Source organism: Pseudomonas sp. FG98, from assembly GCF_057808595.1.
Genome location: NZ_JBMDIJ010000085.1, coordinates 1 through 25,468, shown reverse-complemented (window position 1 = coordinate 25,468; position 25,468 = coordinate 1). Strand labels below are relative to the sequence as shown.

Annotated in this window: 22 protein-coding genes; 10 read left to right on the top strand and 12 right to left on the bottom strand. The window is 60.7% G+C overall.

Going from position 1 to position 25,468, the window contains the following annotated elements:
* Nucleotides 1-267: 267 nt before the first annotated feature.
* Both ACODSK_RS28055 and ACODSK_RS28050 read right to left on the bottom strand, forming a co-directional pair.
* Complete coding sequence (locus tag ACODSK_RS28055; RefSeq protein ID WP_489020745.1) at nucleotides 268-1,524, bottom strand: carbohydrate porin; 1,257 nt, start codon at nucleotides 1,522-1,524, stop codon at nucleotides 268-270.
* 55 nt (nucleotides 1,525-1,579) lie between these two features.
* On the bottom strand, nucleotides 1,580-3,997 hold the full coding sequence (locus ACODSK_RS28050) for a glucose/quinate/shikimate family membrane-bound PQQ-dependent dehydrogenase (protein WP_489020744.1): 2,418 nt from the start codon (nucleotides 3,995-3,997) through the stop codon (nucleotides 1,580-1,582).
* A 488-nt stretch (nucleotides 3,998-4,485) separates the two neighbouring features.
* Here ACODSK_RS28050 and ACODSK_RS28045 point away from each other — a divergent pair, with 488 nt between their 5' ends.
* From ACODSK_RS28045 to ACODSK_RS28020, 6 genes are all read left to right on the top strand, one after another.
* Entirely contained in the window at nucleotides 4,486-5,154 is a 669-nt protein-coding gene (locus ACODSK_RS28045; RefSeq protein WP_489020742.1) for a GntR family transcriptional regulator, read from the top strand.
* Nucleotides 5,155-5,358: 204 nt separating this feature from the next.
* Complete coding sequence (locus ACODSK_RS28040; RefSeq protein ID WP_489020740.1) at nucleotides 5,359-6,165, top strand: ABC transporter substrate-binding protein; 807 nt, start codon at nucleotides 5,359-5,361, stop codon at nucleotides 6,163-6,165.
* A 12-nt stretch (nucleotides 6,166-6,177) separates the two neighbouring features.
* Nucleotides 6,178-6,954 (top strand): amino acid ABC transporter permease, encoded by a 777-nt coding sequence (locus ACODSK_RS28035; RefSeq protein WP_489020738.1) that lies wholly within the window; start codon nucleotides 6,178-6,180, stop codon nucleotides 6,952-6,954.
* Nucleotides 6,955-6,957: 3 nt separating this feature from the next.
* Nucleotides 6,958-7,737: an amino acid ABC transporter ATP-binding protein gene (locus ACODSK_RS28030; RefSeq protein ID WP_489020737.1), complete on the top strand. Its 780-nt coding sequence runs from the start codon at nucleotides 6,958-6,960 to the stop codon at nucleotides 7,735-7,737.
* Nucleotides 7,738-7,805: 68 nt separating this feature from the next.
* On the top strand, nucleotides 7,806-8,852 hold the full coding sequence (locus tag ACODSK_RS28025; RefSeq protein WP_489020747.1) for a polyamine ABC transporter substrate-binding protein: 1,047 nt from the start codon (nucleotides 7,806-7,808) through the stop codon (nucleotides 8,850-8,852).
* A gap of 18 nt (nucleotides 8,853-8,870) precedes the next feature.
* On the top strand, nucleotides 8,871-10,481 hold the full coding sequence (locus ACODSK_RS28020; protein WP_489020735.1) for a gamma-glutamyltransferase family protein: 1,611 nt from the start codon (nucleotides 8,871-8,873) through the stop codon (nucleotides 10,479-10,481).
* 167 nt (nucleotides 10,482-10,648) lie between these two features.
* Here ACODSK_RS28020 and ACODSK_RS28015 read toward each other — a convergent pair whose 3' ends face one another.
* Nucleotides 10,649-12,445, bottom strand: coding sequence for a P-loop NTPase fold protein (locus ACODSK_RS28015; protein ID WP_489020733.1), 1,797 nt, complete (start codon nucleotides 12,443-12,445; stop codon nucleotides 10,649-10,651).
* A 321-nt stretch (nucleotides 12,446-12,766) separates the two neighbouring features.
* Here ACODSK_RS28015 and ACODSK_RS28010 point away from each other — a divergent pair, with 321 nt between their 5' ends.
* Nucleotides 12,767-13,087 (top strand): low molecular weight protein tyrosine phosphatase family protein, encoded by a 321-nt coding sequence (locus ACODSK_RS28010; protein ID WP_489020731.1) that lies wholly within the window; start codon nucleotides 12,767-12,769, stop codon nucleotides 13,085-13,087.
* Nucleotides 13,088-13,641: 554 nt separating this feature from the next.
* Here the strand turns inward: ACODSK_RS28010 and ACODSK_RS28005 are convergent.
* The 3 genes from ACODSK_RS28005 to ACODSK_RS27995 form a co-directional block, all read right to left on the bottom strand.
* Nucleotides 13,642-14,337 carry a DUF4225 domain-containing protein gene (locus tag ACODSK_RS28005; RefSeq protein WP_489020729.1) on the bottom strand — a complete coding sequence of 232 codons (696 nt, stop codon included), beginning with the start codon at nucleotides 14,335-14,337 and terminating at the stop codon, nucleotides 13,642-13,644.
* 329 nt (nucleotides 14,338-14,666) lie between these two features.
* Nucleotides 14,667-14,972, bottom strand: a complete 306-nt coding sequence (locus ACODSK_RS28000; protein WP_489020727.1) for a hypothetical protein — start codon at nucleotides 14,970-14,972, stop codon at nucleotides 14,667-14,669.
* 809 nt (nucleotides 14,973-15,781) lie between these two features.
* Nucleotides 15,782-15,982, bottom strand: a complete 201-nt coding sequence (locus tag ACODSK_RS27995; protein ID WP_489020725.1) for a hypothetical protein — start codon at nucleotides 15,980-15,982, stop codon at nucleotides 15,782-15,784.
* A 127-nt stretch (nucleotides 15,983-16,109) separates the two neighbouring features.
* Between ACODSK_RS27995 and ACODSK_RS27990 the strand changes: the two genes are divergently transcribed.
* Complete coding sequence (locus ACODSK_RS27990; protein ID WP_489020724.1) at nucleotides 16,110-17,471, top strand: Fic family protein; 1,362 nt, start codon at nucleotides 16,110-16,112, stop codon at nucleotides 17,469-17,471.
* Nucleotides 17,472-17,477: 6 nt separating this feature from the next.
* Here the strand turns inward: ACODSK_RS27990 and ACODSK_RS27985 are convergent, their stop codons facing one another.
* Complete coding sequence (locus ACODSK_RS27985; protein ID WP_489020723.1) at nucleotides 17,478-18,020, bottom strand: GNAT family N-acetyltransferase; 543 nt, start codon at nucleotides 18,018-18,020, stop codon at nucleotides 17,478-17,480.
* Between the two features lie 425 nt (nucleotides 18,021-18,445).
* The gene (locus tag ACODSK_RS27980) at nucleotides 18,446-19,378 is read right to left on the bottom strand and encodes a DMT family transporter (RefSeq protein ID WP_489020722.1); all 933 of its coding nucleotides are present in this window, start codon (nucleotides 19,376-19,378) and stop codon (nucleotides 18,446-18,448) included.
* A gap of 171 nt (nucleotides 19,379-19,549) precedes the next feature.
* On the opposite strand from ACODSK_RS27980, the gene ACODSK_RS27975 reads away from it, so the two are divergent.
* On the top strand, nucleotides 19,550-20,443 hold the full coding sequence (locus ACODSK_RS27975) for a LysR substrate-binding domain-containing protein (RefSeq protein ID WP_489020721.1): 894 nt from the start codon (nucleotides 19,550-19,552) through the stop codon (nucleotides 20,441-20,443).
* Between the two features lie 100 nt (nucleotides 20,444-20,543).
* Nucleotides 20,544-21,248: an SDR family oxidoreductase gene (locus ACODSK_RS27970; RefSeq protein WP_489020720.1), complete on the top strand. Its 705-nt coding sequence runs from the start codon at nucleotides 20,544-20,546 to the stop codon at nucleotides 21,246-21,248.
* A gap of 535 nt (nucleotides 21,249-21,783) precedes the next feature.
* Here the strand turns inward: ACODSK_RS27970 and ACODSK_RS27965 are convergent.
* Genes ACODSK_RS27965 through ACODSK_RS27950 form a run of 4 tightly spaced genes read right to left on the bottom strand, consistent with a single transcriptional unit; the run spans nucleotide 21,784 to nucleotide 25,297 of the window.
* A complete protein-coding gene (locus tag ACODSK_RS27965) occupies nucleotides 21,784-23,298 on the bottom strand; it encodes an ArnT family glycosyltransferase (RefSeq protein ID WP_489020719.1) in 1,515 nt (504 codons plus the stop codon).
* Between the two features lie 3 nt (nucleotides 23,299-23,301).
* Complete coding sequence (locus ACODSK_RS27960; RefSeq protein WP_489020718.1) at nucleotides 23,302-23,574, bottom strand: lipid-A-disaccharide synthase N-terminal domain-containing protein; 273 nt, start codon at nucleotides 23,572-23,574, stop codon at nucleotides 23,302-23,304.
* Complete coding sequence (locus ACODSK_RS27955; protein ID WP_489020716.1) at nucleotides 23,571-24,293, bottom strand: glycosyltransferase family 2 protein; 723 nt, start codon at nucleotides 24,291-24,293, stop codon at nucleotides 23,571-23,573. Before ACODSK_RS27955 ends, ACODSK_RS27960 begins: the two co-directional genes overlap by 4 nt.
* A gap of 5 nt (nucleotides 24,294-24,298) precedes the next feature.
* Nucleotides 24,299-25,297, bottom strand: a complete 999-nt coding sequence (locus ACODSK_RS27950) for an NAD-dependent epimerase/dehydratase family protein (RefSeq protein WP_489020714.1) — start codon at nucleotides 25,295-25,297, stop codon at nucleotides 24,299-24,301.
* Nucleotides 25,298-25,468 lie beyond the last annotated feature (171 nt).

Here is a 25,468-nt window from a genome sequence, read left to right as displayed (position 1 = left end):
GATGGCCTCATCGCCGGCAACGCCGGCTCCCACAGGGTTCCGGGTCGGCCGCAGGATTCAGGTTCGACACAGGAATCTGTGGGAGCTGGCTTGCCAGCGATGGGGCCGGCAAGAACACCCCGATCAGCAAGATCGATGTCGAGGCTGATGGCCTCATCGTCGGCAATGCCGACTCCCACAGGGCTCCGGGTCGGCCGCAGGATTCAGGTTCGACACAGGAATTTGTGGGAGCTGGCATTGCCAGCGATGAGGCCCGCAGCCACCCCCTCAGAGCGTCGCCTTGACCTGCAAGCCAAACACCAGCGCATTGTCGATATCACTGCCGGAAAACGCCCCCGGCTCCATCACGTACTGCACATCCGGCCGCAACATCAGCCACGGTGTGGCCTGGTAGCCATAGCTCAGTTCGATCAAGCGCTCGGCATTGCCCAGGCTCGGGAAGTCCTCGCCATTGGCCAGCGCCGTCTGCTCCTGCACTTCGCGGCTGCGCGGGTTTGGTACGGCGCGGCCGAAGCCGAGGGCGACGGTGTCGTTGGGGCGGCTGGCGAACGGCTGCTTGAGCACCACGCCGGTGCTGTACCACTTGCTGAACGGCGACGCTGCCGAGCTGGCCGCAGCCGCCTGGCCGAACACATGTAGGGTCTGGCCGTGGAGGTCGGCGGCCTGCCATACGGCCTGGTCCAGCAGCACATAGTGCCCGCCACGCCCGGCGACTTCCTCGTCACTGCCGATACGCTTGGCATCGGAACTGTCGTAGTACCAGCCGACCTTGTATTCGCCCGGCAGGCCGTCGAGCTTCTTGTACACCAGCTCAACCGGGACCACGGTGCCGGTCTTGTGCTTGGGCGTGATGTTCCAGGCGCGGCTGGAGTTGCCATTGCTGTCCGGGTCGACGGCAAAGGCGGCGACACGCAGTTGCCAGGCCGGGTCGAAGCTGTATTTCACCCGCACACCGAGGCGGGCGTTGGGGTAGTTGGTCCAGCCGCTACCGCCGGACATGTTCAGCGGATGACCGCAGAAACCGGCGTTCATGAAGTTGCACAGGATGCCGCTGTCGAGCCCGCCGAGGTCGTTGCCCATGGCCATGTAGCCGAGCTTTACGTCCAGGTCCGGGGTGAACAGCGTGCGCTCGTAGCTCAGTTCGGTGAGACGGGTGTACAGACCGCCGTAGTTTTCCTGCAGGGGCAGGCGGTTGCCGACCAGGTCGCCGGAGCCGTCGTTGCCGCGACGGTCGTTGATGGTCAACTGGATCACCCCGGCATTCTCGGCCTGGAGCAGCTTGTCCAGGTCGAAGCGCACGCCGAGCTTGAGGTTCTGCGAGTAGCGCGCCGAGCGCTTGAGGCCGCCGTGGGCGTTGTACACGGTCTCGCCGCTGTAGTCGCCGGTGAAGCGGATGCCGTCGGCGTCCATCTGGTTGCGCAGACCGCCCCAGTCACCGGTGAGGGTGCTGTCGGCAGCGGCGAGGGAAGGAATCAGGCACGCGCCGAGCAGCGCGGCGGGAAGGTAACGCGGGGAAGCAAACATTCGGGTCATTCCAGGGTAAAACGAGCGCCCGCCACAAGGGCGGGCGCTGGAGGGGTCAAGGCAGGGCGTAGGCGATCACGTAGTCGCCGCGGTCGGTGGACTGGCGGGCGCCGCCAGCGGTGATGACCACGTACTGCTTGCCGGTCTTCGGCGAAACGTAGGTCATCGGGCCACCCTGGCTGCCGACCGGCAGGCGGGCTTTCCAGATTTCCTGGCCGTTGCCGCTATCGAAGGCGCGCAGGTAGAAGTCCTGGGTGCCGGCGATGAACACCAGGCCACCTTGGGTCGACAGGGTGCCGCCGAGGGTTGGCAGGCCGATCGGCAGTGGCAGGTGCATGCGGATACCCAGCGGGCCGGTGTCTTCCACGGTGCCGACCGGAACCTGCCAGGCGATCTGCCGGGTCTTCATGTCGATGGCGGTCAGGGTGCCGTAGGGCGGCGCCTGGCACGGAATGCCGGCGACCGACAGGAAGCGGTTCTTGTTCACCGCATACGGCGTGCCTTTCAGCGGTACCGCGCCCATGCCGGTGTTCAGCGCTTCACCGCCGCCAGCCGCCTGGCCCTTGTTGGCCGACGGGATCATCTGGATCCACAGGCCCAGGCGCATGTCGTTGACGAAGATCATGCCGTTGACCGGGTCGGTCGACAGGCTGCCCCAGTTCATCCCGCCCAGGGAGCCCGGGAAGCTCAGCGACAGGTCGGTGCCCGGCGCGGTGTACAGGCCGTCGTAGCGCATCTTCTTGAAGTCGATGCGGCACAGCAACTGGTCATACGGGGTGGCGCCCCACATGTCGGCCTCGGTCAGGGTCTGCGCGCCGATCTGCGGCATGCCCACCGAGCGCGGCTGGGTCGGCGAGTACTGCTCGTTGGGGATGTCGGCGGTTTTCACCGGGACTTCCTCGACTTTGGTCAGCGGCTGGCCGGTGGCGCGGTCGAGCACGTAGATCTGCCCGGCCTTGGTGCCGATCACCACCGCCGGAACCTGGCTGCCGTCGTCCTTGGTGAAGTCGATCAGGCTCGGCTGCATCGGCAGGTCGAAGTCCCAGAGGTCGTTGTGCACGGTCTGGTAGACCCACTTCTCGGCGCCGGTGCTGGCGTCGAGGGCGACCACGGAAGCGCCGTACTTGTGGTTCAGCGCGGTGCGCTCGGCACCGTAAAGGTCGGTGGACGAGCTGCCCATCGGCAGGAACACGGTGTTCATCGCCGCGTCGTAGGACATCGGTGCCCAGCTGTTCGGCGTGCTGCGCACGTAGGTGCTGCCGTCGGTTGGGGCTTGCTTGTCTTCCGGGTTGCCCGGGTCGAAGGCCCAGCGCATGGCGCCGGTGATCACATCGAAGCCGCGGATCACGCCGCCGGGCATGTCGGTCTGCACGTTGTCGGCGACACGACCGCCGACCACCACGGTGGTGCCGGCCATCAGCGGAGCCGAGGACAGTTGGTAGTAGGAGTCCGGCACATCACCGAGGCCGGCTTTCAGGTCGACCTGGCCCTTGTTGCCGAAGTCTTCGCAGAACGCGCCGGTATCGGCGTCGACCGCGATCAGGCGGGCGTCGATGGTGTTGGTCAGCAGGCGACGCTGGCAGGCGGCACCGGCCGGCACGCTGGCGGCGATCACCGGGATGCTGTTCGGCTGGGTCGGCTGCACGATTGGTTGGGTGGCGTCGAAGTAGGCCATGCCACGGCAACGCTGCCAGACCTTGGACTGGGCGTTGATATCGTTGCGCCACAGCTCCTTGCCGCTATCCGCGTCGAGAGCGATCAGGTTGTTGTGCGGGGTGCAGATGAACACCTTGTTGCCGATCTGCAACGGGGTCAGCTGGTCCTCGGCACCGTTGCCGTCACTGATGGCGATATCGCCGGTGCGGTAGGTCCAGGCCACTTGCAGCTTATCGATATTGCCGCGGTTGATCTGGTCCAGCGCAGCGAAGCGGCTGCCGCCCTCGGTGTTGCCGTAGTGGGCCCAGTCCTTCTGCGCCTTGGCCGGGTCCACCGGGGTCAGCGCCGGGCCGTTGCCCTTGGCGGCCACGGTGGGATGGGGCACGAACATGTTGCCCACTGCCCAGACCACGCCGATCGCCAGCACCCCGGCGACGGCGTAGGCACCGCGTCCGCCACTGGCGCCCGAGGCGCGCTTGAGCAGCGGATAGACCAGGGCCACCACCAGGCCGATCACGCTGAACATGAACAGGCGCGAGAACATCGGCCAGAAGGTCCGGTCGGTGTCGACCAGGGCCCAGATCGCTGTACCCACCAGGAATGCGGCGAACAGCCAGGCGCCGGCCGGCTTGCGCAGGGCGATCAGGATGCCGGCGACGGCCATGGCCAGGCCGCCGATCAGGAAGTACCAACTGCCGCCCAGGGTGGTCAGGCGAATACCGCCTGCGGCCAGGGCCAGGCCGAGCAGGGCGATGATTACGCCCAGCCCGATCAGGATGAATTTGCTTAGGCCGGAGGCCTGAGGTTGAGGGGTCATGCCGGGTATCTCGCTGTGTGAATGCAGGGGCGATTATACGCTTAGCTAGCTAATTAACCAGATAGTTCAAAGGTCGAATGTGAAATTCCGAGTGATGCACTGGGAATTGGTTGGGTTGAGCGTAGCTCTTGTTGCAGAGCTGAGGTGCAGGGTGCTTCTCAAGGTGTCATCGCTGGCAAGCCAGCTCCCACAAGGATCGCGTCGAGCACAGATACTGCGGCTGGCCCAGAACTTTGTGGGAGCTGGCTTGCCAGCGATGGTCCCGAGAGCAATGCAGAGTTGGCGGTTTGTTACCGGGCTACCGGAATGCACGGTTTTGGTTCGCACACTGAGCCATTTGGTAGCACTGCCCCCCGCCCCGCACTTGCCTGAGCAGCGACCTTCTCCATCCAAATCAATCGCTTGAGTGCCATTCGAATAACCTGGCACACATCCTGCTGTTTCGTATCCATGGATAATTGGATACAAAAATACAAAGGTGCCACCCCATGCAATTCGCCCCCGCTTACGTTGAACGTCAGCCGCAGACCGCCGAGGAGGAGGCCTACAACTTCCTGCTGGAGGCCATCTGCTGTGGTCGCTACCGCAAGGGCGACCGGCTGATCGCCGAGGACATCGCAACCGAGATCGGCATGAGCCGCATGCCGGTGCGCGAGGCCTTCCGCCGTCTCGATGCCCAAGGCCTGGTGACCCTGCGGCCCAACCGCGGTGCGGTGGTCAGCGGCCTGGATATCGCCGAGCTGCATGAAGTCTTCGAGATGCGCAGCGCGCTGGAAGGCCTGGCGGTGCGGGTTGCCGTCAGCCATATCGGCGAACGCCAGCTGGCCGCCTTGGAACGCATGCTCGACGAGATGGACGACTACCGCGATGAAAGCGCGCAATGGGTCCGTCGCCACCGCGCCTTCCATGAATACCTGTGCAGCCTCAGCGGCCGCCCGCGCCTGATGAAGCAGATTTCCGCGCTGTACTCGCTGGTCGAGGCGCCCATGCGCCTGTGGCTGCAGCACGGCGACAAGCCCCTCAGCGCCCGCGAGGAACACGCGGTGATCCTCGACGCGATCCGTGCCGGCGATGCCGAAAAGGCCGAAGCCGTAGTCCGCGAGCACATCGAGGGCACCGTGCCGGCGCTGATCCAGTTCCTGCAATCGGAAAAATAGAGGTGGGACCGTCAGGTCTTTGGGGCCGCTTTGCGGCCCTTCGCGAGCGAGCTCGCTCCCACAGAGTCGCAGTTCTCCCGTGGGAGCGAGCTTGTCGGAACGCCGAACCGTCGCGAAGGGCTGCAAAGCAGCCCCAAAACTGACAACCCGCCCGTGTGTTGACTTTGAATCCTGCCGTTTACCAACGAAGTGGAGTGTCTGGTCATGCATTTACGCCGCGCCTTGCTGGTGGCTGTTTCCCTCGCTGTGAGCACGCAATGGGCCGTCGCCGCGCCCCAGGTGCCGGAGCGTCTGAAGACGGTCGAAAAACTCACCTATTGCTCGGGGATGGATTCGCCGCCCCTGGTCTCCTTCGACGCGGCGCAGAAGCCGCGCGGCCTGACCGTCGATCTCGGTCTGGAAATCGCCAAGCGCCTGGATAACAAGCAGGTGCAATGGCGGGTGATCCCGTTCTCCGGCCTTGTCCCGGCGTTGCTGGCCGGGCAGTGCGACATGATCGTCGACCAGCTGTTCGACAAGCCCGAACGGCGCCAGGTGATCGATATCGTCAACTACATGTATTCCAGCCAGGCGGTGGTGGTGCCCAAGGGCAACCCCAAGGCGCTGAAAACCCTCGACGACCTGTCCGCACACAAGGTCGCGGTGCTCAACGGCTCCACCATCAAGACCCTGCTCGACGCCCATAACGAAGCCCTGGCCAAGGCCGGCAAGGCGCCGATGAAAGTGGTGGTCTACAACACCGACACCGACGCCTTCCAGGCCCTGCGCATCAACCAGGTCGATGCCTACGGCACCACGGTGGAAACCGCCGGCTACTACGCCGCCATGGCCCCGGACCTGTTCGAAGAGGGCGTGCCGGCGTTCAGCCGCATCCTCACCGGCCTCGGCATGCGCAAGGACGACCAGCAGCTCAGCGCCGCGGTGCAGCAGATCGTCGACGACATGCGCGCCGATGGCAGCTACGCCAAATTGCTGGATACCTGGCATGTCAGCAGCGACACGCTCGACTGAGGAACACAGACGATGAACTTCAATTGGGATGTGTTCTGGCAGTACCTGCTGCAACCCAGTGGCGTGTACCTCACCGGGCTGTGGCTGACCTGCCTGATCGCCGTGCTGGCCATGGCCCTGGGCTGTGCGCTAGGGCTGGCGGCGGCATTGATGCGCCTGTCGAGCAACCCGCTGCTGCAATGGCCGGTGCGCTTCTACGTGTGGCTGATGCGCGGCACACCGTTGCTGGTGCAGATCGTCTTCCTCTACACCGCACTGGCGGCGGGCGGGATCTTCCGCTTCGAGGACATCGAGCTGCTCGGCCTGGTGGTGCCCGGCAATATCCAGGCGGCGATCATCGCCCTGGGCCTCAACGAAGGCGCCTATATGGCCGAGATCATCCGCGCCGGTATCGGTGCGGTAGACAAGGGCCAGTACGAGGCCGGGCGCTCGCTAGGCATGACCTTCGGCAAGCTGATGCGGCGCATCGTCCTGCCCCAGGCGTTCCGCGTGATCGTTCCGCCGATCGGCAACGAATTCAACGTGATGCTGAAGAACACCACCCTGGTCAGCGTGATCGGCGTGCAGGAGCTGCTGCTCAGCACGCAGATGGTCACCTCGGCGACCTTCCGCGTGTTCGAGCTGTACCTGGTGGTGGCCATCTATTTCCTGTTGCTGACCACCCTGTGGGGCTTCTTCCAGCGCTGGCTGGAAAACCGCTTCGGCCAGTCCGACCGGCCCAGCACGCCGCCCCCGGCCGCCAGCCGCATGTTCGGCCGCGGCACCCTGAAACTGCTGAGAGGACGCTGAGCCATGGCGCAGAAAAGCGAAGAACTGGTCATCGAGGCGCTGGACATCCACAAGTCCTTCGGCGCCTTGCAGATCCTCAAGGGCGTGTCGCTGCAAGTGAAGCGCGGTGAAGTGGTGGTGCTGATCGGTGCCTCCGGATCGGGCAAGACCACCTTCATCCGCTGCATCAACCTGTTGGAAGACATCCAGGGCGGGCGCATCCGTGTCAATGGCCACGCCATGGGCTACCGCGAGCGGTCCGATGGCACCCTGGTGCGCGACTCCGAACGCAATATCGCCCGCCAGCGCCGCGATATCGGCATGGTCTTCCAGCGCTTCAACCTGTTCCCGCACATGACCGCCCTGGAAAACATCATCGAAGCGCCGGTGCAGGTGCTCGGCGTGCCCAAGGCCGAAGCCCTGGAGCAGGCCCGGCAACTGCTGGCCCGGGTCGGCCTGGCGGACAAGGGCGGGCACTATCCGTCGATGCTCTCCGGCGGCCAGCAACAACGGGTCGCCATCGCCCGTGCCCTGGCCATGAAACCCCAGGCCATGCTGTTCGACGAACCCACTAGCGCCCTCGATCCGGAAATCGTCGGTGAGGTGCTGCAGGTGATGAAGGAACTGGCCGAGGAGGGCATGACCATGGTCGTGGTCACCCACGAAATGGGCTTCGCCAAGGAAGTGGCCGACCGCGTGGTGGTGCTCGACCAGGGCGAACTGATCGAACAGGGCCCGCCGGAGCAGATCTTCAACCGACCGACCCATCCGCGTACCCGGGCGTTTCTCAGCCGCGTGCTCTGACCTTCTGTTCAAGGAATTCCGTCATGCGTTCAACGAGCTTGTTCGCGGCGCTTTGCTGCGCCGCCGTAATGCCGTTTACCCAGGCCGCCGAGCAGGAGGTCAAGGTCTACAACTGGTCCGACTACATCGCCCCGGACACCCTGGCCAACTTCGAAAAGGCCAGCGCGATCAAGGTGCGCTACGACATCTTCGATACCAATGAAATGCTCGAAGCCAAGCTGCTCTCCGGGCATTCCGGTTACGACCTGGTGGTGCCCTCCAGCCAGTTCCTCTCCAAGCAGATCCGCGCCGGCGCCTACCAGCCGCTGGACAAGAAGCTGCTCGGCAACTGGCAGCACCTCGACCCACGGCTGATGCAGCGCCTCGAAGCCGCCGACCCCGGCAACCGCTACGCCGTGCCCTACATGTGGGGCACGGTCGGCATCGGCTACAACGAAGAGAAAGTCCGCGCCGTACTCGGCAAGGACGCGGTGTTCGACTCCTGGGCCATGGTCTTCGAGCCGGGCAACCTGGAAAAACTCAAAAGCTGCGGCGTCGCCTTCCTCGATGCCCCGGTCAAGATCATTCCCCAGGTCATGCTCTACCTCGGCCTCGACCCCAACAGCACCAAGCCGCAGGACTACAAACAGGCCTCGCAGCGCCTGATGCAGTTGCGCCCCTCGGTCACCTACTTCAACTCCTCCAAGTACACCGCAGACCTCGCCAATGGCGATATCTGCGTCGCCATCGGCTACTCCGGCGACGTCATGCAGGCGCGCAGCCGGGCCAGGGAAAGCGGCAAGCCGGTGGACATCCGCTACCTGATCCCCAAGGAAGGCGTGAACCTCTGGTTCGACATGCTCGCCATCCCCAAGGACGCCGCCAACAGCGCCAACGCCCACGCCCTGATCGACTACCTGCTGCGCCCCGAGGTGATCGCCCCGGTCAGCGACTACGTCGGCTACGCCAACGCCAACAAGGACGCCACCGCGCTGATGGACCCCAAGGTCAGCGCCGACCCCGGCATCTACCCCGGTGACGATGTGATCGAACACACCTTCGTCTCCGCCGACCTGCCGGACAGCATCCAGCGCCTGATTACCCGTGAATGGAACCGGATCAAGTCCGGTCAATGAATCCGAGAGTGCCTAGTCATGTTGAATCTATCTGCCCATGAATATCCCTATCCGTCCCAGCGCCAGAGCGTGTTTGCCCGCCGCGGGATGGTCGCCGCCTCCCAGCCGCTGGCGGCCCAGGCCGGGATGGAAATCCTGCAAAAGGGCGGCAACGCCATCGATGCGGCTATTGCCACTGCTGCTGCGTTGACCGTGGTCGAACCGACGGGTTGCGGGATTGGTGGCGATGCCTTTGCCCTGGTCTGGACCAAGGGGCAACTGCATGGCCTGGCCGGCAATGGACACGCGCCGGCGGCCCTGGGTATCGATGCCGTCAAGGCGGCCGGACACAGTGAAATGCCGCTCTACGGCTGGACACCGGTCACCGTTCCCGGCTGCCCCTCGGCCTGGGCGGAATTGTCCGGGCGCTTTGGCAAACTGCCGTTCGCTGATCTGCTCAAGCCTGCGATCAGCCTGGCTCGCGACGGCTTTCCGGTATCGCCGGTGGTTGCCCATCAATGGGAAATCGCGCTGAAGGAATTCGCGCCGCATCGGGACGGCGTGTTGCAGGCGTGGTTCGACACCTTCCTTATCGACGGTCGCGCGCCCAAGGCCGGGGAGATGTTCTTCAACCCTGCGCAGGCAGCGACCCTTGAAGAGCTGGCCTCGACCCGGTGCGAAAGCTTCTACCGTGGCGCCATCGCCCAGCGCCTGGATGCCCATTCACGGGCGACCGGTGGATACCTGCGGGCCACTGACCTGGAAGGCTATCGCGCGCAATGGGTCGACCCGATCTCGATCAACTATCGCGGCGTCGATGTCTGGGAAATCCCGCCGAGCGGGCAGGGGCTGGTGGCGTTGATGGCGCTGAAGATCCTCGAAGGCTTCGACTTCGATCACCGCGACAGCCAACTCACCTGGCACCGGCAACTCGAAGCCATGAAGCTCGCCTACAGCGACGGGCTGCACTACATCACCGACCCGGAGCATATGCGGGTGGCGGTGGAGGACCTGCTCAGCGACGACTATGCCGCACGGCGTCGGGCGCAGATCGGCGAGCAGGCGCAGCCGCCGGTGCATGGGGATCCGCTGGCCAGTGGCACGGTGTACCTGGCTACGGCGGATGGCGAGGGGAATATGGTGTCGTTTATCCAGAGCAACTATCACGGGTTTGGCTCCGGGGTGGTGCTGCCGGACAGCGGGATTGCCCTGCAGAACCGGGGGCAGGAGTTCAGTCTGGATCCGGCGCATGCCAATTGCCTGGTGGCGGGGAAGAAGACCTTTCACACGATCATTCCCGGGTTCTTGACCAAGGACGGCGAAGCGCTCGGGCCGTTTGGGGTGATGGGGGGGTATATGCAGCCGCAGGGGCATGTGCAGATGGTGATGAATATGGTGGATTTTGCTTTGAATCCGCAGGCTGCGCTGGATGCGCCCAGGTGGCAGTGGTTGGGGGGGATGAAGATTGGGGTGGAGCAGGGGGCTTCTCGGGATTTGATTAACTCGCTGGTAAGGCGGGGGCATGAGGTGGTGGTGGTTAGTGATTCTACGGAGTATGGGCGGGGGCAGATTATTTTGCGGGATGGAGGGAGTGGGGTGCTTTGGGGAGGGGCGGAGCCTAGGGCGGATTCGGTGGTGGGGGGGTGGTGAGGAGTCGAAGATATTGCAGGCGTATACTCAGTATAAGTTTGTGTGTGCTGATAGATTACAAAGCACAAGTTTTAATAGTGCTTTGTAATCTGTTTGTAATCTGAGAGGTGAGTTCAGTTTTTGGGTTGGATTTGCTATTCGTGTATTGAAGGGGGCGCTGTTGGTTTTTATATAGGTGAAAGCATGTGGCAGAAGTTTATGATGGTAGGGTCGATAAGATTTCTGAGGTTATATGCTTTCAAAGCTTGTGCGGTCGAAATCTTGCTTTCCAAAATTGTTTTTGTGTTGATCCAGAAATCAAGCTCTAAAGAGAGTTCGTTGCTGCCTCGATGCTCTCTTAGTCGATCCATTGTGTATCGTTCAGCGGCGATCTCTATGAACTCGAACATCGCTTCATTCGACCCTTCTAGTAATGCCTGTACGAAGAGCTGAGGGTCTATTTTTGTGAAAAAGACTGTGTGGGGATGTTCTTTTATAAGAAGTTCTATAAGGGTGGTACGATTGCCATTAGATACGGCATCATAAAAGCTATCGATTTTTTCTGATGCGATTTTTTCTCGCTTTTCGTTTTTTGCGAGGTTGTATGCAGCGGTGTGCGTATTTAGGAAGTAATTGTAAGCATCACGAAGTTCTGAGGTGTTTGATAAAAAAGTGACTTCATAGCGGCTGAGATAGTTAATGTCAGAGGTCCGCCATTTCTCTGAGTTTTTGTATTTTTCTACATGGTCTTTTATGTCGATGGATAGCTCGGATAGGCTGGTGTTACTCAGGTTGTTTTCAATGAAATTTGCCAGTAGTTCGGATTTTCTTAAAAATTGCCCAGGAAGTTCATCTTCGTGACTGCGTATTTCGGTTTCCAATTTTTGAACTAGCTCCTCGAATTTGGCGTCTTCTAGTATTTTGAAGTTGCTGAGTTGCGAGAGAGTATCTGGTTCGGAGGTTGTTGGTTTGGTGAAAAGTGAAAGGGTGCTGGTGAGCTCATTTAATTTCGAGTAGTCCCCATTAAATAGAGCGTCGACCCAGAAGCTCTCTTTAAGTACGGGTTGGTCTAAGGGGAAGTATTTTTTCTTGAATTTTGAGGTTGGCTGGAAAACTTCTCCTGACGCTATCTGATGTCGATTTATATTTGATAGTTTCAACTCTATGTTCAATGCAAAGAAGGTTTTTGCGAGGGTTGTTATGTATGATTGGTTGGATTGGTATGTCTCATTCAGTGTTTCGAAGATTTGAGAGAAGTCGTCGATGACTTGCTTTAGTGAACGAAGGTTTCTGCTGTCTGATGCAGCATACGTTTCCAGAATGGTTTTCTTTAATGAGTAAATGCAGTTGGCGTCAGACTTCAGGAATAGATCGATAGCTAGTTCGGCGTTGTGAGTGATCTCAAAGGTTTTGCAAACTGTTTTTTCCTTGAATTCCCTGTAACGATCTCCATGTTTTTTTTCAAGAACTGATTCGTTGGCGATGAGGATGGTTTTTATTTTGCAGGCTTCTACAGTGTAGCTTATATACCCGAGCAACTCTTGGATGTCGATGTCGGAGCGTTCGAGGTCGTCTAAAACTATTGCGAAATCAGTTTTTCCTCTAATTAGTAAGTTGAACAAATTTAGACTTTCTGCATTTGCTGAAAGTGAAATTTCGGGGTTGTCACCTCCAGAAAGATCTAGATTTAATACCCCTGTCAACTTTTTTGCTGAAGCGCCAAGTAGTTTTAATGGTTTGGAAGTTATTATTGGGTGAAATTCTCCTAGTATGCGATCCTCTATCTCTGATATTGCTCTAAGTCCAAACAGGCTTATTTTTATTATCCTAAGTCTTTCTGGTGCCTGCTTTTCTATAAATTTATCGATGAAGTGGGTTTTTCCGCATCCCCAGCCTCCCGTAAGAAGTATGGCTTGTTCCATGTTGTTCCGGGCCAAATAGCGATTCAGGTTGGCTTCAATATTTTGGTTTGTTGGATCTGTCATTTTTTCTTCCTGTGCCGGTGAGGTGACACGACCGTTTGGTGGTTGCTTGATTCTTTGAGGAATTAAAATGTGACGACTAAACGCGCCATCGTCGGGGGGGCAAGGTACGCGGATGTTGAGGTAACGGACGACATCCCAATGGGGAGCAGCTCTTGAATAGCAGGGCTTTCTTAAGGACGGGAGAACTTTCCATGACGCAGTTCCTTTGCGAGGGCATGACTGAAGCAAGTCCTAGTGTCGCAGTGCTGGAACCATGATGTCGAGAGGCCATATGCTGTTGGTTTTCGCATCGACTAAATTCATTCTTCGACCGGATCGACAGTGACCAATCTCCTATTCGTTTGCAGCCGCAACCAGTGGCGCAGTCCCACCGCTGAGACCATTTGGCGTCGGCGGGCCGGTTTCAGTGCTCGTTCGGCGGGTACCAGCCCGAATGCTCGCAAGTCCGTTGGCCCGGCAGATATCCGTTGGGCCGACATCATTTTCGTGATGGAGCGAAAGCACCTGCAAAGGCTGCAGGCGGAGTACGCGCGCTTGCTGGAGCACAAGCGAATTCACGTTCTAGATATTCCGGATGAGTTCCACTACATGGACCCTGAGCTGGTCTCTATGTTGGAGGACACTGTGAACTCATATCTTTGAGCGATGCGGAAGGAAGGGAGGGAGGGTGCCAACTACATGTAGGTTGACGAACCGGTCCACAGAGAAAACCCGATGCGCCCGAAGGCGCCCTCGCGTGCAGTTGCCATCAAGCATGAACCTGTGGGGCCGCATGGGCGGCCCGTTAAGCGACCAACCTCTCATCTTGCCACTTGCGGACAGGCCATCCTTATCGTTTGAGCCAAAATGAATCTTTCCCATTTTTTCTTTGGCGAGAATTCACAGGCGGGGGTTGAACTTTTTCCTGAGCCAGCGTCTAGGTTCGAATTCTGACGGTATGGCAAGGCAGTGCAGGAGTATGCAAAAAAAAGAAAGCCATAAGATAATTGGATGGCTTTCTTCAAATTTCGGGGAGCATTTGTAGAGCAGTATGCAGCCATTCTGTGTTAGCTCCAGATGGAAAACGCTGCAGATAAGGTTGAAGAGCATTAATCCGATAGTTGACCAAGTGCTGTAGTTTTCGCCAGAAAATCTTGACCTTAATAGAAAGGCAATGATTAATGTTGGTGCGGTTACGGCGAAGAATATGGCTGTGATCACTTTTCGAACTCTTGTGATACCAGGTATGTGGTCCAGGTGCTAATTGCCATTTCCAGGAATAGTGTTCTTTTGTTCATTGTCCTGAAAGCGCGAACTTTATCTGATCTCATTGATCTGAATAGCTGCCATGCTCCCGGTTTTTTTACAAGCCTCAGAACGCCGTATCCTGATAGGCCGATATCCACCACTCCATACGCGACATTTCCATGCCTCTCGTCTCCACCGGAAACTGCAGCCGCGCCATGGTAGATTTTTCTCAGCGGTCCTACTGCATCTGTACGGCCGCTAGCAAGATTCGTAGCGTTCTCATAAACATTATTCGCCCCATGAGCAGCCATAGGGGCTCCGATAGCGCATGCGGTCAAAGCTGAGCCGTAACAAATACCGACTCCGGTTACAACCATTGATGCGCCCGTTATTAGTCCTCCCACCTCCAGTGCCTTTCGCTGGAAGCTCTTGTGCTCTAGTTCGACCTGCTGCAACCCTTCAGAAACTGTCAGTTTCCCGTTTCTTACGTCGAACAGAATCTGTCGCACGTGATGTGCAAAATCTCGATTGAACTTCGCCCTGAATGCAACGTCCCTGATATATCGAGAGGTGATAATGCAGCCGTATCTGGTCAGATTAGCGGCGCCTTGGTGGAGTTCCTGAATTTGGTTGTCGTACTCATAAGTTGAAGTAGGTTTGGTCATTTTCTAATTTCCAGAGGCGTCAAAGCTGGTGGGGGACTATTCGCGATAGATCGGGTCTGCACAGGCGGAGGATTTATGAACAAGCTTGTGCACGAGTAAGGGCCCGGATGGCGTGGGAAGTGTTGCTGGTGCTGAACATGAGTGAACTCCTTGTAGGTTGGAGTTCGTAGCCTAGAGAGCTGAAACCACAGCGTCTGTGAGACGTTTCCCAAAGACGTTGAGGAAAAATCAGTAGGTTCGCTGACGGAATCGGAGAGATATCAGGGGCAGGAAATTTGGCTGCATGGATCTGTAGGGCCGCATGGGCGGCCCGTTAAGCGATCAACCTCTTATCTCTCCACCTGCGGGCAGGCCACTCCTTTACGTAGCGCCTCAGTCAGCGCCTGACAGATTTCCAACGACTGCCAGGTAGCCCATGCCTTGTCCGCCAATGGGCGGGAGAGCATGTCGCAAAGCTGGGCGTTGGTTTCGAAGGCTGAGGTGATGGCTGCGGAGAGGTGGGCGAGGGCATCTTCGATATCGGCGTCCGGGCAGACGGCGAAGATGTGTGGGTGGGCTCCGGCGCAGGTGCCGAAATGGATGTTGGCGGTGGTGCGGCGTGGTGAGGTGGGTGGGTCTGGAACGCTCTTTTTCATCGTGTAGTCTCCGAAGGGATATGGAGCCGACACGCAACCGCTACCAAACGATTGGGTGGCGACCGTACGCAGGTTGGTAGACCGGACTTCGGAGCTCCGGCGCACCCGAAGGCGCCCAGCGTACAGCCGCCATGACACAGACCAGCCGGCAGAGAACCGGCTGAGTTGATGACGAATGCACGTCCGAAGGAATGAAGTCAGGCTACCAAACCCGAGTCGCCAAACCGCAGCGACCGGCGAAGACTAGGTAGCAATTCCCAGATGTGCAACGGCTGATCAGGCGGAAAAGTATGCTTGGGAAATTGCCTACATGAAAGTCGGATCTAGAGGAGGTTTTGTAGGATTTTGCAGTCGTTTTTGCTGGATCCTTGAGCAGAGGCTGTGAGGTAAATCGCGTGAGGATGGAGTTGATGTCTGAGCGCATGAAGGAGGGGTGGCAACTGCACACAGATTGGTAGACCGGCTCGGGCAAACCGGTGCACGCGGAGGGTGCCCTGTGTGCAGTTGCCATAACAACCTGGCAGGGGGAAAAGCATGCTCTGGAAACCCGCAGCAGGAAATCCGAGCGGGGCGAAGCTGGTGTAGGTAGATGCTGAGGGTTCTGTAGTAACTGCCGTGGTGGATTCCCTGTCGTATTCGCTGGCAAGCCAGCTCCCACAGGGCCCGCGCCGAGCACAGATACTGTGGCTGGCCCAGAACCCTGTGGGAGTCGGCTTGCCGACGATGAGGCCCGCAGTCACAACATCAATCTGCTTGCCTATCACCGCAGAAGCCCACGGTGACCGCGGCGTGCCTGGATTGCAGCGTGCTTATTTGATGGTGAAGAGCTGGGAGATCAGGCGCAGCGCTTTTTCACCTTTGGCTTCGTACAGCTCGTAGAGCGGGTCTTGGTTGGTGAGCTTGTGCAGGCGAAAGTGGTTGTAGAACGCCTGCCCTAGACGCTGCTGATCGAAGGCGCCCTGGTGCCAGAGCTGTTCGAATTCCTCATAGGCAGCACGTTCGATTTCCATCAACGACTCATTCATTCTTCGGCACTCGGAAAAGACCCATGGAGTTTGGGTGGGATTTGCGTTGAATTGACAGAAAAACCCACCTCGCCTAGTTTCAGCTCAATTTCCCCTGAATTGAGTTGAAGCCATGGCCAGGATCCAGAAACCCGTTCCCTTCCCGGATTTGCTGGCCAGACACGGTATCAACATCTTCGAGCAGATGAACCGTTTCAAGGCGGTCGATGAAAAAGGCCGCTACCTGCATTGGCACGAATTCATGCGCCGGGTCCCCAAGGGCATCGACAAGGAATGTGCCTGGGCCGCCGTCAAGATCGCCCGTACCAACGGGCAGCGGGACATTGGCCTGGATAGCGAGTGCGGCGATCCCTTCGTGCTGCATCTGACCGACTTCTGCCACAAGGTCATCCACGATATCGAGCAACTGAGCGCGCGCCTGGGCGCCGAGGTCAATCAGCCACCTCATCACAACAAGTACCTGGTCGACTCGCTGATGATGGAAGAAGCCATTTCCAGCGCCCAACTGGAGGGCGCCGCGACCACCCGCAAGGTCGCCAAGGAAATGCTGGTGAAGGAGCGGGCACCGCAAACTGATGACGAGCGCATGATCCTCAACAACTACCGGTTGATGAAGCATGCGATGCGCAACAAGGACCAGGCGCTGACGGTCGAGTTGATCTGCGAGCTTCATCTGCTGGCGACCGAGGGCATCAAGGACGAAGAGGTCAGTCCGGGCTGTCTGCGGGAAACCGATGACATCTTTGTCGGTGACCGGGATGGCGAGGCAGCGCACCAACCGCCACCGGCCCATCTGCTGCAGCAGCGACTTGAAAACCTCTGTGCATTCGCCAATACAGCCCATGACGGAAAGAACGGGCGATTGTTCATTCACCCGGTGGTCAAGGCGATCATTCTGCATTTCATGCTTGGCTACGAGCATCCCTTCGTCGATGGCAACGGCCGGACGGCGAGGGGGCTGTTCTATTGGTGCATGCTCAAGTCGGGGTATTGGGCGTTCGAATACATTTCCATCAGCGCGTTGCTCAAGGAAGCGCCCATGCAATATGGGGAATCCTATGTCTTCACCGAGACCGATGCGTTCGACCTGACTTATTTCGTGATCTACCAGCTACGGATCATCGAACGGGCCATGGCGGAGTTCATTGATTACGTCAGGGCGAAGCAATGGGAGTTTCATGAGTTGATGGCCTGGCTGGACACTTCCGGGGCCGGCGAGCGCTTGAACTACCGGCAGTTGCATCTGCTGAAGAAGATCGTCAGGGAACCGGGGCGGGTGTTCACGGCCAGGGAGTTGACCCATGACCACGACATCTCGGAAAACACGGCCAGGACCGATCTTGAAAAGCTGGTGGAGATGAAGGCCTTGGCCAGGAGCAAGGAGGGCAAGGTCTATTTGTATGTGGCGCGCAATGATGCGGTGGCCAACTTGCGCAAGGGCAAGGTCGATATCAGCAGTCTTGTAAAGCGGTAAGCGGACTCAAGCCCGCAGCCATTCTTCCCTGGTCAGCTCCCATATCTCTTTCAGCATCGGGCCAGAGACAAAATGCCCGTCCTCGGTGCCTACCAGGCGCATACCTTCACGCAGCGAGACGTTCCGCGAGGCCTCGTTGTGCACCGCCTTTGGCACCTGCATCACTGGCCGGCCCAAAGTCTCGAACCAATAGCCATTGATCACTTCGCAGGCTTCACGCATGTACCCCTGACCTTGCCAGCGTGGCGAAAGCCAGAAACCGCGGTTGTTTCCTGGCTGGTCGTAGAGGCTGATGCTGCCGATCCGTTGCTCCGGCTCCGAGGCCAGGCTGATCATCCAGTGCCATTCGCGGCCCTTGGCAATGGCGGGGAGGGCGATATCGCGCACATAGGTCAGGGCGCCGTCGTCGGGGTAGGGCCAGGGCACGCGGCTGTCGAGATAGCGGACGACTTCCCAATGCGGGAACAGCGCTTGAATGGCTGGGGCGTCGCTCAACTGGAGCGGAGTGAGCAGCAGGCGGGGTGTCTTGAGTACGGTAGGGCTTTGCATGGCGCAGGTCCTTTGCGAGGGCGTGGCTGAACGGGCACCAGTGTCGCAGCGCTGGAGCACGTATGTCGATGTGCGGTGTTCCTGGTTTTGGCGGGCTCGTCGGAATGCCGGGGCGAGGCTGGCAGGTGCATGACGGGAACCTTGCAGCGCTCTCAAGATCGAGCGCCGTCCACACGGCGCTTCGTGAGCAAGCTCGCTCCCACGTCTGTTGCAACGCGCCATGGCCTGTTGGATTTGAGTTGCCAGCCTTTGTCTCATGGCGATCCATCGTGGGGAGACTGTTGGGCTCGACGCGATACCGCGTCGTATGAACAAGGCGAGCAACCATGGCCTTACAGACATAGGTACGTTGCAACAAATGTGGGAGCTGGCTTGCCAGCGATGCGCCGTGCGGACGGCGCTTGATCTCAAGAGCACTGCAAGATTCAAGGCAAGCGCATGACAGCTTCACGGTTCAAGGATCGGTTCTTGACCGTAATCCATACCCCGCAAAGCGCACCTGCACCAACGCCACCCCACCCAGAATCAACCCCACCGCCACCCACGAACTCGCCGTCACCGGTTCCCCCAGCCAGGCCCCGATCAGTAGCGCCACCACCGGTGGGATATAGGTCACTGCCGAAGCCGCCAGCGCGCCGAACGCCGCGACGATCAGGTAATACGCCAGATACGCCGCCCCCGTGCCCAGCAGCCCCAGCCCGAACACCAGGCCCAGCCAGGCTCCGGTGTCGTCGAACACCGCGCCAATCCCCTGCAACGGCGTGACCACCAGCAACATCACCAGCGCCAACCCGATCTGATAGGTCACCAGCGCTACTGCCGGCAGTCCCAGCGGGCTGATAAAGCGCTTCGCATAGACAAACGAACAGCCCACGCTCAACGCCCCGAGAAATCATGTACAGCACCCCCAGCGGATCGATCGCGCCCTGCGCCGACCAGGGCCGCGCTACTAGCAGGATGCCGAGAAAGCCCAGGCCGACTCCCGCGACCTTCGACCCGCTGAGCGGCTCGCTGCGCAGGAACAGCCAGGCGCAGAGAAAGGTGAACAGCGGAATCGCCCCGCCGAGCATCCCGGCGATGCTGGTGTCCAGCAGCGCCGTGCCCTTGGCGAAGGCGAAATAGTAGAGCGCTGTGGCCAGCAACGACATCACCAGGAAGTGCGGGGCATGCCGCCAGTGCTCACGCCGCAGCGCGCCGCTGAGCAGGGCGTAGACCAGCACCGGCACGAAGCCGAACAGCACCCGCAGCAGGGTGATCTGCAAGGGCGAGATGTACTGGGCAGCGGACTTGACGAAGACGAAGTTGCTGCCCCAGATAACGCCGAGGAAGACGAAGGCGGCGATGGCAGGCTTTTTCATGACGGTGCCCTTGGCTTAGAGGGTGGTTTTTCTACTGGCCGGGGTTTCCATCGCGCAGTGCGGCGGGTAGCCTCGGAACCAGTTGTCCTTGATGCCAGCGCAGGCTAGCAAGCCTGCGGCGGATCCAGAGAGACAGCCAATCTTTCCCACGACAGTAGAAATCCCATCGCCATGTCAGCAGGCTTCCCCAGCTTACCCTCCCTCAACGCCCTGCGCATGTTCGAAGTGGTGGCGCGGCATCTGAACTTCCGCCTGGCCGCCGAGGAACTGGGCCTGACCCAGGCTGCCGTGGCCCAGCAGATCCGTGGCCTGGAGGCGAGCCTGGAGATTCGCCTGTTCGAGCGCCTGCCCCGTGGCCTCGGCTTGACCGACGCGGGTCGTGCCTACAGCGCCAGCATTCGCAGTGCCCTGGCGATGATCGACGAAGCGACCCGCCTGCTGCGCCCCGAGTCCTCCCACCTGACCGTCAGCGTGACCCCGACCTTCGCCTCCAAATGGCTGATCCCGCGCCTCGGCAGCTTTGCCGAGCGCAACCCGGACATCGACCTGCGCCTGCTGGCCACCGACCGGCTCTCGCACTTCCACACCGATGGCGTCGATATCGCCGTGCGCTACGGCCAGCCGCCTTTCGGTGGCGGGCTGAATGCCGAGTTGCTGATGGAGCAGCGGATCGTGGCGGTGGCCAGTCCGAGGTTACTGGCGGAGAAGGGGGCACCGGAGACCTTCGACACATTGCAGGGCTTTGTCGCACTGCACGACGCCCACCATTACTGGCCGCTGTTCGTTGCCGCGCTGTTCCCCGGTCATCTACCGCCAAGCGCCAGGAACCTGCGTTTCAACCAGACTTCCCTGGCTATCGAGGCGGCCATCGGCGGGCAGGGCATCGCGCTGGCCAGCCATGCCTTCGTCAAGGACGATATCGCCGCCGGGCGCCTGGTCCAGGTGTTCAGCCAGGACCTGCGCCTGGACAAGGCGTTCTACCTGGTCTGGCCACGCAAGGCGCAGCAGTCGCCGCTGCTGCAGGTGGTGAAGGAATGGCTGAAGGAACAGGCAGCCGATAGCTGAACTACTGGCTTGGCAAAGCGTTGCTGCCTCCCTTGCCTCTGAACCGGCTGCTAGGGTGTAGGGACTCGAAACATCAAGAGTCCGAATCCCAGGAGGCAACATGGCAGTCGAAAAAACAGCGATCATCACCGCCGCCGGCAGCGGCATGGGCGCGGCCACCGCGTGCAGGCTGGCGGCCGACGGTTACAAGGTCGGCATCCTGTCGTCGTCCGGCAAGGGCGAGGCGCTGGCGAACGAACTGGGCGGTGTCGGGGTGACCGGCAGCAACCAGTCGGTGGCCGACCTGCAACGCCTGGTGGATGCGGTGATGGAGAAATGGGGGCGGATCGATGTGCTGGTCAACAGCGCCGGTCATGGACCTCGTGCGCCGATCCTGGAGATCAGCGACGAGGACTGGCACAAGGGCATGGACACCTACCTGCTCAACGTGATCCGCCCGACCCGCCTGGTAGCGCCGATCATGCAGCGCCAGCAGGGCGGGGTGATCATCAATATCTCCACGGCCTGGGCGTTCGAGCCGGTGGACCTGTTCCCGACTTCGGCGGTGTTCCGTGCCGGGCTGGCGGCCTTTACCAAGATCTTCGCCGATACCTATGCCGGCGATAACCTGCGGATGAACAACGTGCTGCCGGGGTGGATCGACAGCCTGCCGTCGACCGACCAGCGTCGTGACAGCGTGCCGCTCAAGCGCTATGGCACCAGCGAGGAGATCGCCGCGACCATCGCGTTTCTGGCCAGCGAGGGTGCGGGGTATATCACCGGGCAGAATCTCAAGGTCGATGGTGGGGTGACTCGCAGTATTTGAGGGTGTTGCTACTGGCCTCATCGCTGGCAAGCCAGCTCCCACAAGGCCGGTGCATGCAGTACCTGTGGGAGCTGGCTTGCCAGCGATGAGCATGGGTATCTACACATCTTCCGGTTTACCCAAACCAACCATGCGACGCGGTCCGGGTAGGAGCTGCTTCAGCTGCGATGGACCGCGCCAGCGGTCCCAAAACCATCCCGCACGAGCCTTTGGCCAAGCCGTATCATGGATTCACAGTGCCTGGTCTGCCGCGTTTCTCCAGGCTCACTGGGTAGACAGGATTTGGGCCCGCTGCGCGGTCCATCGCAGCTAAAGCAGCTCCTACCTTGACCGCGTCGGCCTTCGCTCGAGATGTGTAGATACCCATGCAGCGATAAGGCCAGCAAGAACAACACATCCCAGCAGCATGGATGTCGAAGCTGATGGCTCCATCGTCGGCAACGCCGACTCCCACAAGGATTCCGATCGGTCGCAAGACCCAGGCCAGACGCGGAACCTGTGGGAGCTGGCGTTGCCAGCGATGAAGCCATTGAACCTAGTCGAGTGTCGCCTGCCAGCCAAAGCGATAGACCCTGGCCGGCGCTGTGTCCTGGCACTGCCCGTTATCGGCGTCGGCCCCGACCACATACCATTGCGCCCGCGAGGTATCCCCCAGCTTGCGCGCCTTGCCAGCGTCGAAGCAGCGGCCGAGCTCGGTTTCCGGCACCAGAGCGAAAGACCCCGGATGCTGGCGCATCCAGTACAGCGCATCCTCGCTGGTAGAGCGGCCAAAGCCGAAATGCACGATCGGCTGGCGAGCGAACAGCCAGTGCCCTTCGCGCCATCGCACCAGCGCCAGTTCGGCACCACCAGTAGCCTTTTCGGCTTCCACCATCAGGGTTTCATGCGGGTTGATGCCTTCCTTGAAGGGCTCGACCACCCCGCGCACGAACCACAGGCTGAACCACACCACCGTTACCACAACAAACACCCGACGCCAGGCCGGGCGCGCGAGGAACCAGCGCTTGAGTAGCCAGGGCAGCAGCGGTGCGATGGCCAGCACCAGCCCCGGCAGGGCCGGGAAGATATACAGCTTGCGCTTGCCGCTGCTGAGGCTGAAAAACAGCAGCACCAGCGCAACCCAGCCAAGCAGGACGAGGAAGCGCCCGTCGCGCTTGTGCAGTTGCCGGCGCCAGGCCGGGAGCATCCACGGCAGCACCAGTATCAGCGGCAGCCAGTACTTGGGAATGACCTCGCTGAAGAAGTACCAGAACGGCTCGCGATGGTCCCAGGCATTGGCATAGCGACTGGCGGTCTGGCGCAGGAGGATTTCCTTGAGATAGGCCAGCTCCGCCGCGCCGCCGCCATGGGCGATCGACAGCAGCAGCGGCAGCAGCCAGAACGCGCAGCCGCCGAGCACGCAGAGCAGGCCCAGACTCCAGCGCCAGCCCTGGCCCGGCATGACCGTCACCCCCGGCCAGCGCCGGCGCACGGCCCAGGCGTAGGGCAGCAGCATCAAGGCCGGGAGAAAACCCACGCCCTTGCTGATGATGCCCAGCCCCATCGCCGCGCAGCCCAGGTAGAACCAGCCCCAGGCCGGGCCGAGCAGCAGGTGGCGGATCAGTCCGTAGAAACCGAGGGCGACCCACAGGCAGAGGAAGCTGTCGATCTGCCCGGTGCGCAGGATGCTATAGCTCTGGTAGGTGGCGAGGAACAGCAGCGCAGCGATACGCCCGACGCGACGGTTCCACAGGCGCCCGCCAAGGTCGTGCAGCACGGCGGTGATGACTGCCGCCGACATCAGCCCCGGCAGGTACAGGGCGACCTTGGGCAATCCGGTCAGGGCGGTGAACAGGGCCACGGTCCACATGAACAGCGGCGGTTTGTCGCCATAGATCTCGCCGGCGCGGTGGGGAATGAACCAGTTGCCGTTCTGCAGCATTTCCAGGGCGACGCCGAGGAAGCGCTCTTCGTCGACGTTCATCGGCTGGCGCCAGCCGATTCCGGCGGCCATCAGCAGCACGGCCAGGGCGACCAGTGCCAGGCACTCGGTCCTTGCGCTTCTGAACATGGGTTATTCCTCCTGCGTCTTGTTGCGCGCGATCAATTGCAGGTTGCGCAGGTAGACCAGAAAACCGAAGGACTGGCCGATGATGAACACCGGGTCCTCGCGGTAGATGGCATAGGCCAGCAACAGGGCGCTGCCAAGCATGCTCAGGTACCAGAAACCCACCGGGATGATGCTGCGGCGCTTGAACTCGCTGTACAGCCATTGCAGGACGAAACGGCCGGTAAAGACCGCCTGGCCGGCGAAGCCGACGACCAGCCAGAGGGTTTCCCGGGTCATCCTTCAAGCTCCTGGGCCTGGCTGTTCAGGCGGGTGCGGCGGATCAGCCACCAGACCCCGAACAGATCGAGGATGCCGACCAGGGCGCGGTCGATATTGCCGTACTTGGACGTGCCGGCATGCCGCGGCCGGTGGTTGACCGGATGCACTTGCATGCGCCCGTTGTGACGCAGGATCAGGGCCGGGATATAGCGGTGCATATGGTCGAAGTAGGGCAGGCGCACGAAGGCCGCGCGTTCGATCAGCTTGAGGCCGCAGCCGGTGTCCGGGGTGGCGTCCTTGAGCAGGCGGCGGCGCAGGCCGTTGGCGAAACGCGAAGCCCAGCGCTTGCTCGCGGTATCGCGGCGGTTGACCCGGTGCCCGGCGACCAGTTGCAGGCCCGGGTTGGCGCGGACCAGGCCGAGCATGCCGGGAATATCCGCCGGATCGTTCTGGCCGTCGCCATCCAGGGTCGCCAGCCATTGCCCCCGGGCCGCCTGCGCGGCGTGCCAGAGCGAGGTGCTCTGGCCCAGGGAGCGCTCGTGGTGGAGGATGCGCAGTTGCTCGAAGCCTTGGGCCTTGAGGCGCTGCAGCACGGCCAGGGTCTGGTCGTCGCTGCCGTCGTCGACCACCAGCACTTCGTAGTGCTCGTGGGCCAGGGCGCTGCGGATCTCGCTGAGCAGCGACGGCAGGTTTTCGGCTTCGTTCTTCGCCGGAATCAATACCGAAAGTTCGATCATCGGGTCTACCTGAAGGCTTGTGAGGGGAGCTGGAGTCGGTAGAAATCGCGATACCAGCTGACGAACCGGCTGACGCCGTGTTCCAGGGAAATGCCTGGCGAGAAATCGATCCAGCGTGCCAGGGACGAGACATCCGCCCAGGTTTCCAGGACATCGCCTGGTTGCAGGGGCAGGTAATTGCGCCGGGCCTGGATGCCCAGTGCCTGCTCCAGGCAGCCGACGAAGTCCAATAGCCGCACCGGCTGGCCGCGGCCGATATTGAACAGTTGGCAGGGCGGCGTGCCGGCCTCGGCCTGTGGTGGCTTGAGGCGCAGGCGCAGCAGGCTTTCGACGATATCGTCGATATAGGTGAAGTCACGGGCCATCAGGCCGTGGTTGTAGATGTCGATGGGACGGCCGCTCAGCATCGCCTCGGTGAACTTGAACAGCGCCATGTCCGGGCGGCCCCAGGGGCCATAAACGGTAAAGAAGCGCAGGCCGGTGAGGGGCAGGCGGTACAGATGCGCGTAGCTGTGGGCCATCAGCTCGTTGGCCCGCTTGCTCGCGGCATACAGCGAAACCGGTTGCTCCACCGGATCCTCGACGGCAAACGGCAGCTTGGCGTTGGCGCCGTATACCGAACTGCTGGAGGCATAGACCAGATGACGCGGCGGATGCCGGCGGCAGGCTTCGAGGATATTGAGAAAACCGACCATGTTGGCCTGGGCGTACACCCCGGGATTGTCCAGGGAGTAGCGCACCCCGGCCTGGGCGGCCAGATGGAACACCTCGCTGAACTCGGACTGCTCGAACAGCGCCTGCACCTGCGTCGGCTCGGCGATCTCCACGGCCTGGAAGCGAAAGCCCGGCCATTGCGCCAGTTGTTGCAGGCGCGCCTGCTTGAGCTCGACGCTGTAATAGGGATTGAGGTTGTCGATACCGACCACCTCCAGGCCCGCTTGGCACAGGCGGCGGGCCAGATGGAAACCGATGAAACCGGCGGCGCCGGTGACGAGGACGGGCATTGGGCGAGGGCGATCCTTGGTGGGCGGGCTGAAAGAAAATGGCAGTTATTTGTTTAAGGTTTGTTAACGAAGCTGTAACGGTCGTGGCGTCTGTCGGGGCATAGGTATCTACACATCGGACCCTGTGGGAGCGGCTGTTAGCCGCGATCGGCGGCGAAGCCGTCGTAAAAC

Bases quoted from the DNA above. Each gene is read 5' to 3' on its own strand.
- ACODSK_RS27980 (WP_489020722.1), bottom strand. From the start codon at position 19,378: ATGAAAAAGCCTGCCATCGCCGCCTTCGTCTTCCTCGGCGTTATCTGG.
- ACODSK_RS28025 (WP_489020747.1), top strand. From the start codon at position 7,806: ATGCCGTTTACCCAGGCCGCCGAGCAGGAGGTCAAGGTCTACAACTGG.
- ACODSK_RS27975 (WP_489020721.1), top strand. From the start codon at position 19,550: ATGTCAGCAGGCTTCCCCAGCTTACCCTCCCTCAACGCCCTGCGCATG.
- ACODSK_RS27970 (WP_489020720.1), top strand. From the start codon at position 20,544: ATGGCAGTCGAAAAAACAGCGATCATCACCGCCGCCGGCAGCGGCATG.
- ACODSK_RS28055 (WP_489020745.1), bottom strand. From the start codon at position 1,524: ATGTTTGCTTCCCCGCGTTACCTTCCCGCCGCGCTGCTCGGCGCGTGC.
- ACODSK_RS27965 (WP_489020719.1), bottom strand. From the start codon at position 23,298: ATGTTCAGAAGCGCAAGGACCGAGTGCCTGGCACTGGTCGCCCTGGCC.
- ACODSK_RS28030 (WP_489020737.1), top strand. From the start codon at position 6,958: ATGGCGCAGAAAAGCGAAGAACTGGTCATCGAGGCGCTGGACATCCAC.
- ACODSK_RS28045 (WP_489020742.1), top strand. From the start codon at position 4,486: ATGCAATTCGCCCCCGCTTACGTTGAACGTCAGCCGCAGACCGCCGAG.
- ACODSK_RS28005 (WP_489020729.1), bottom strand. From the start codon at position 14,337: ATGACCAAACCTACTTCAACTTATGAGTACGACAACCAAATTCAGGAA.
- ACODSK_RS27990 (WP_489020724.1), top strand. From the start codon at position 16,110: ATGGCCAGGATCCAGAAACCCGTTCCCTTCCCGGATTTGCTGGCCAGA.
- ACODSK_RS27960 (WP_489020718.1), bottom strand. From the start codon at position 23,574: ATGACCCGGGAAACCCTCTGGCTGGTCGTCGGCTTCGCCGGCCAGGCG.
- ACODSK_RS27985 (WP_489020723.1), bottom strand. From the start codon at position 18,020: ATGCAAAGCCCTACCGTACTCAAGACACCCCGCCTGCTGCTCACTCCG.
- ACODSK_RS28015 (WP_489020733.1), bottom strand. From the start codon at position 12,445: ATGACAGATCCAACAAACCAAAATATTGAAGCCAACCTGAATCGCTAT.
- ACODSK_RS28035 (WP_489020738.1), top strand. From the start codon at position 6,178: ATGAACTTCAATTGGGATGTGTTCTGGCAGTACCTGCTGCAACCCAGT.
- ACODSK_RS27995 (WP_489020725.1), bottom strand. From the start codon at position 15,982: ATGGAAATCGAACGTGCTGCCTATGAGGAATTCGAACAGCTCTGGCAC.
- ACODSK_RS27955 (WP_489020716.1), bottom strand. From the start codon at position 24,293: ATGATCGAACTTTCGGTATTGATTCCGGCGAAGAACGAAGCCGAAAAC.
- ACODSK_RS28020 (WP_489020735.1), top strand. From the start codon at position 8,871: ATGTTGAATCTATCTGCCCATGAATATCCCTATCCGTCCCAGCGCCAG.
- ACODSK_RS28050 (WP_489020744.1), bottom strand. From the start codon at position 3,997: ATGACCCCTCAACCTCAGGCCTCCGGCCTAAGCAAATTCATCCTGATC.
- ACODSK_RS28000 (WP_489020727.1), bottom strand. From the start codon at position 14,972: ATGAAAAAGAGCGTTCCAGACCCACCCACCTCACCACGCCGCACCACC.
- ACODSK_RS27950 (WP_489020714.1), bottom strand. From the start codon at position 25,297: ATGCCCGTCCTCGTCACCGGCGCCGCCGGTTTCATCGGTTTCCATCTG.
- ACODSK_RS28040 (WP_489020740.1), top strand. From the start codon at position 5,359: ATGCATTTACGCCGCGCCTTGCTGGTGGCTGTTTCCCTCGCTGTGAGC.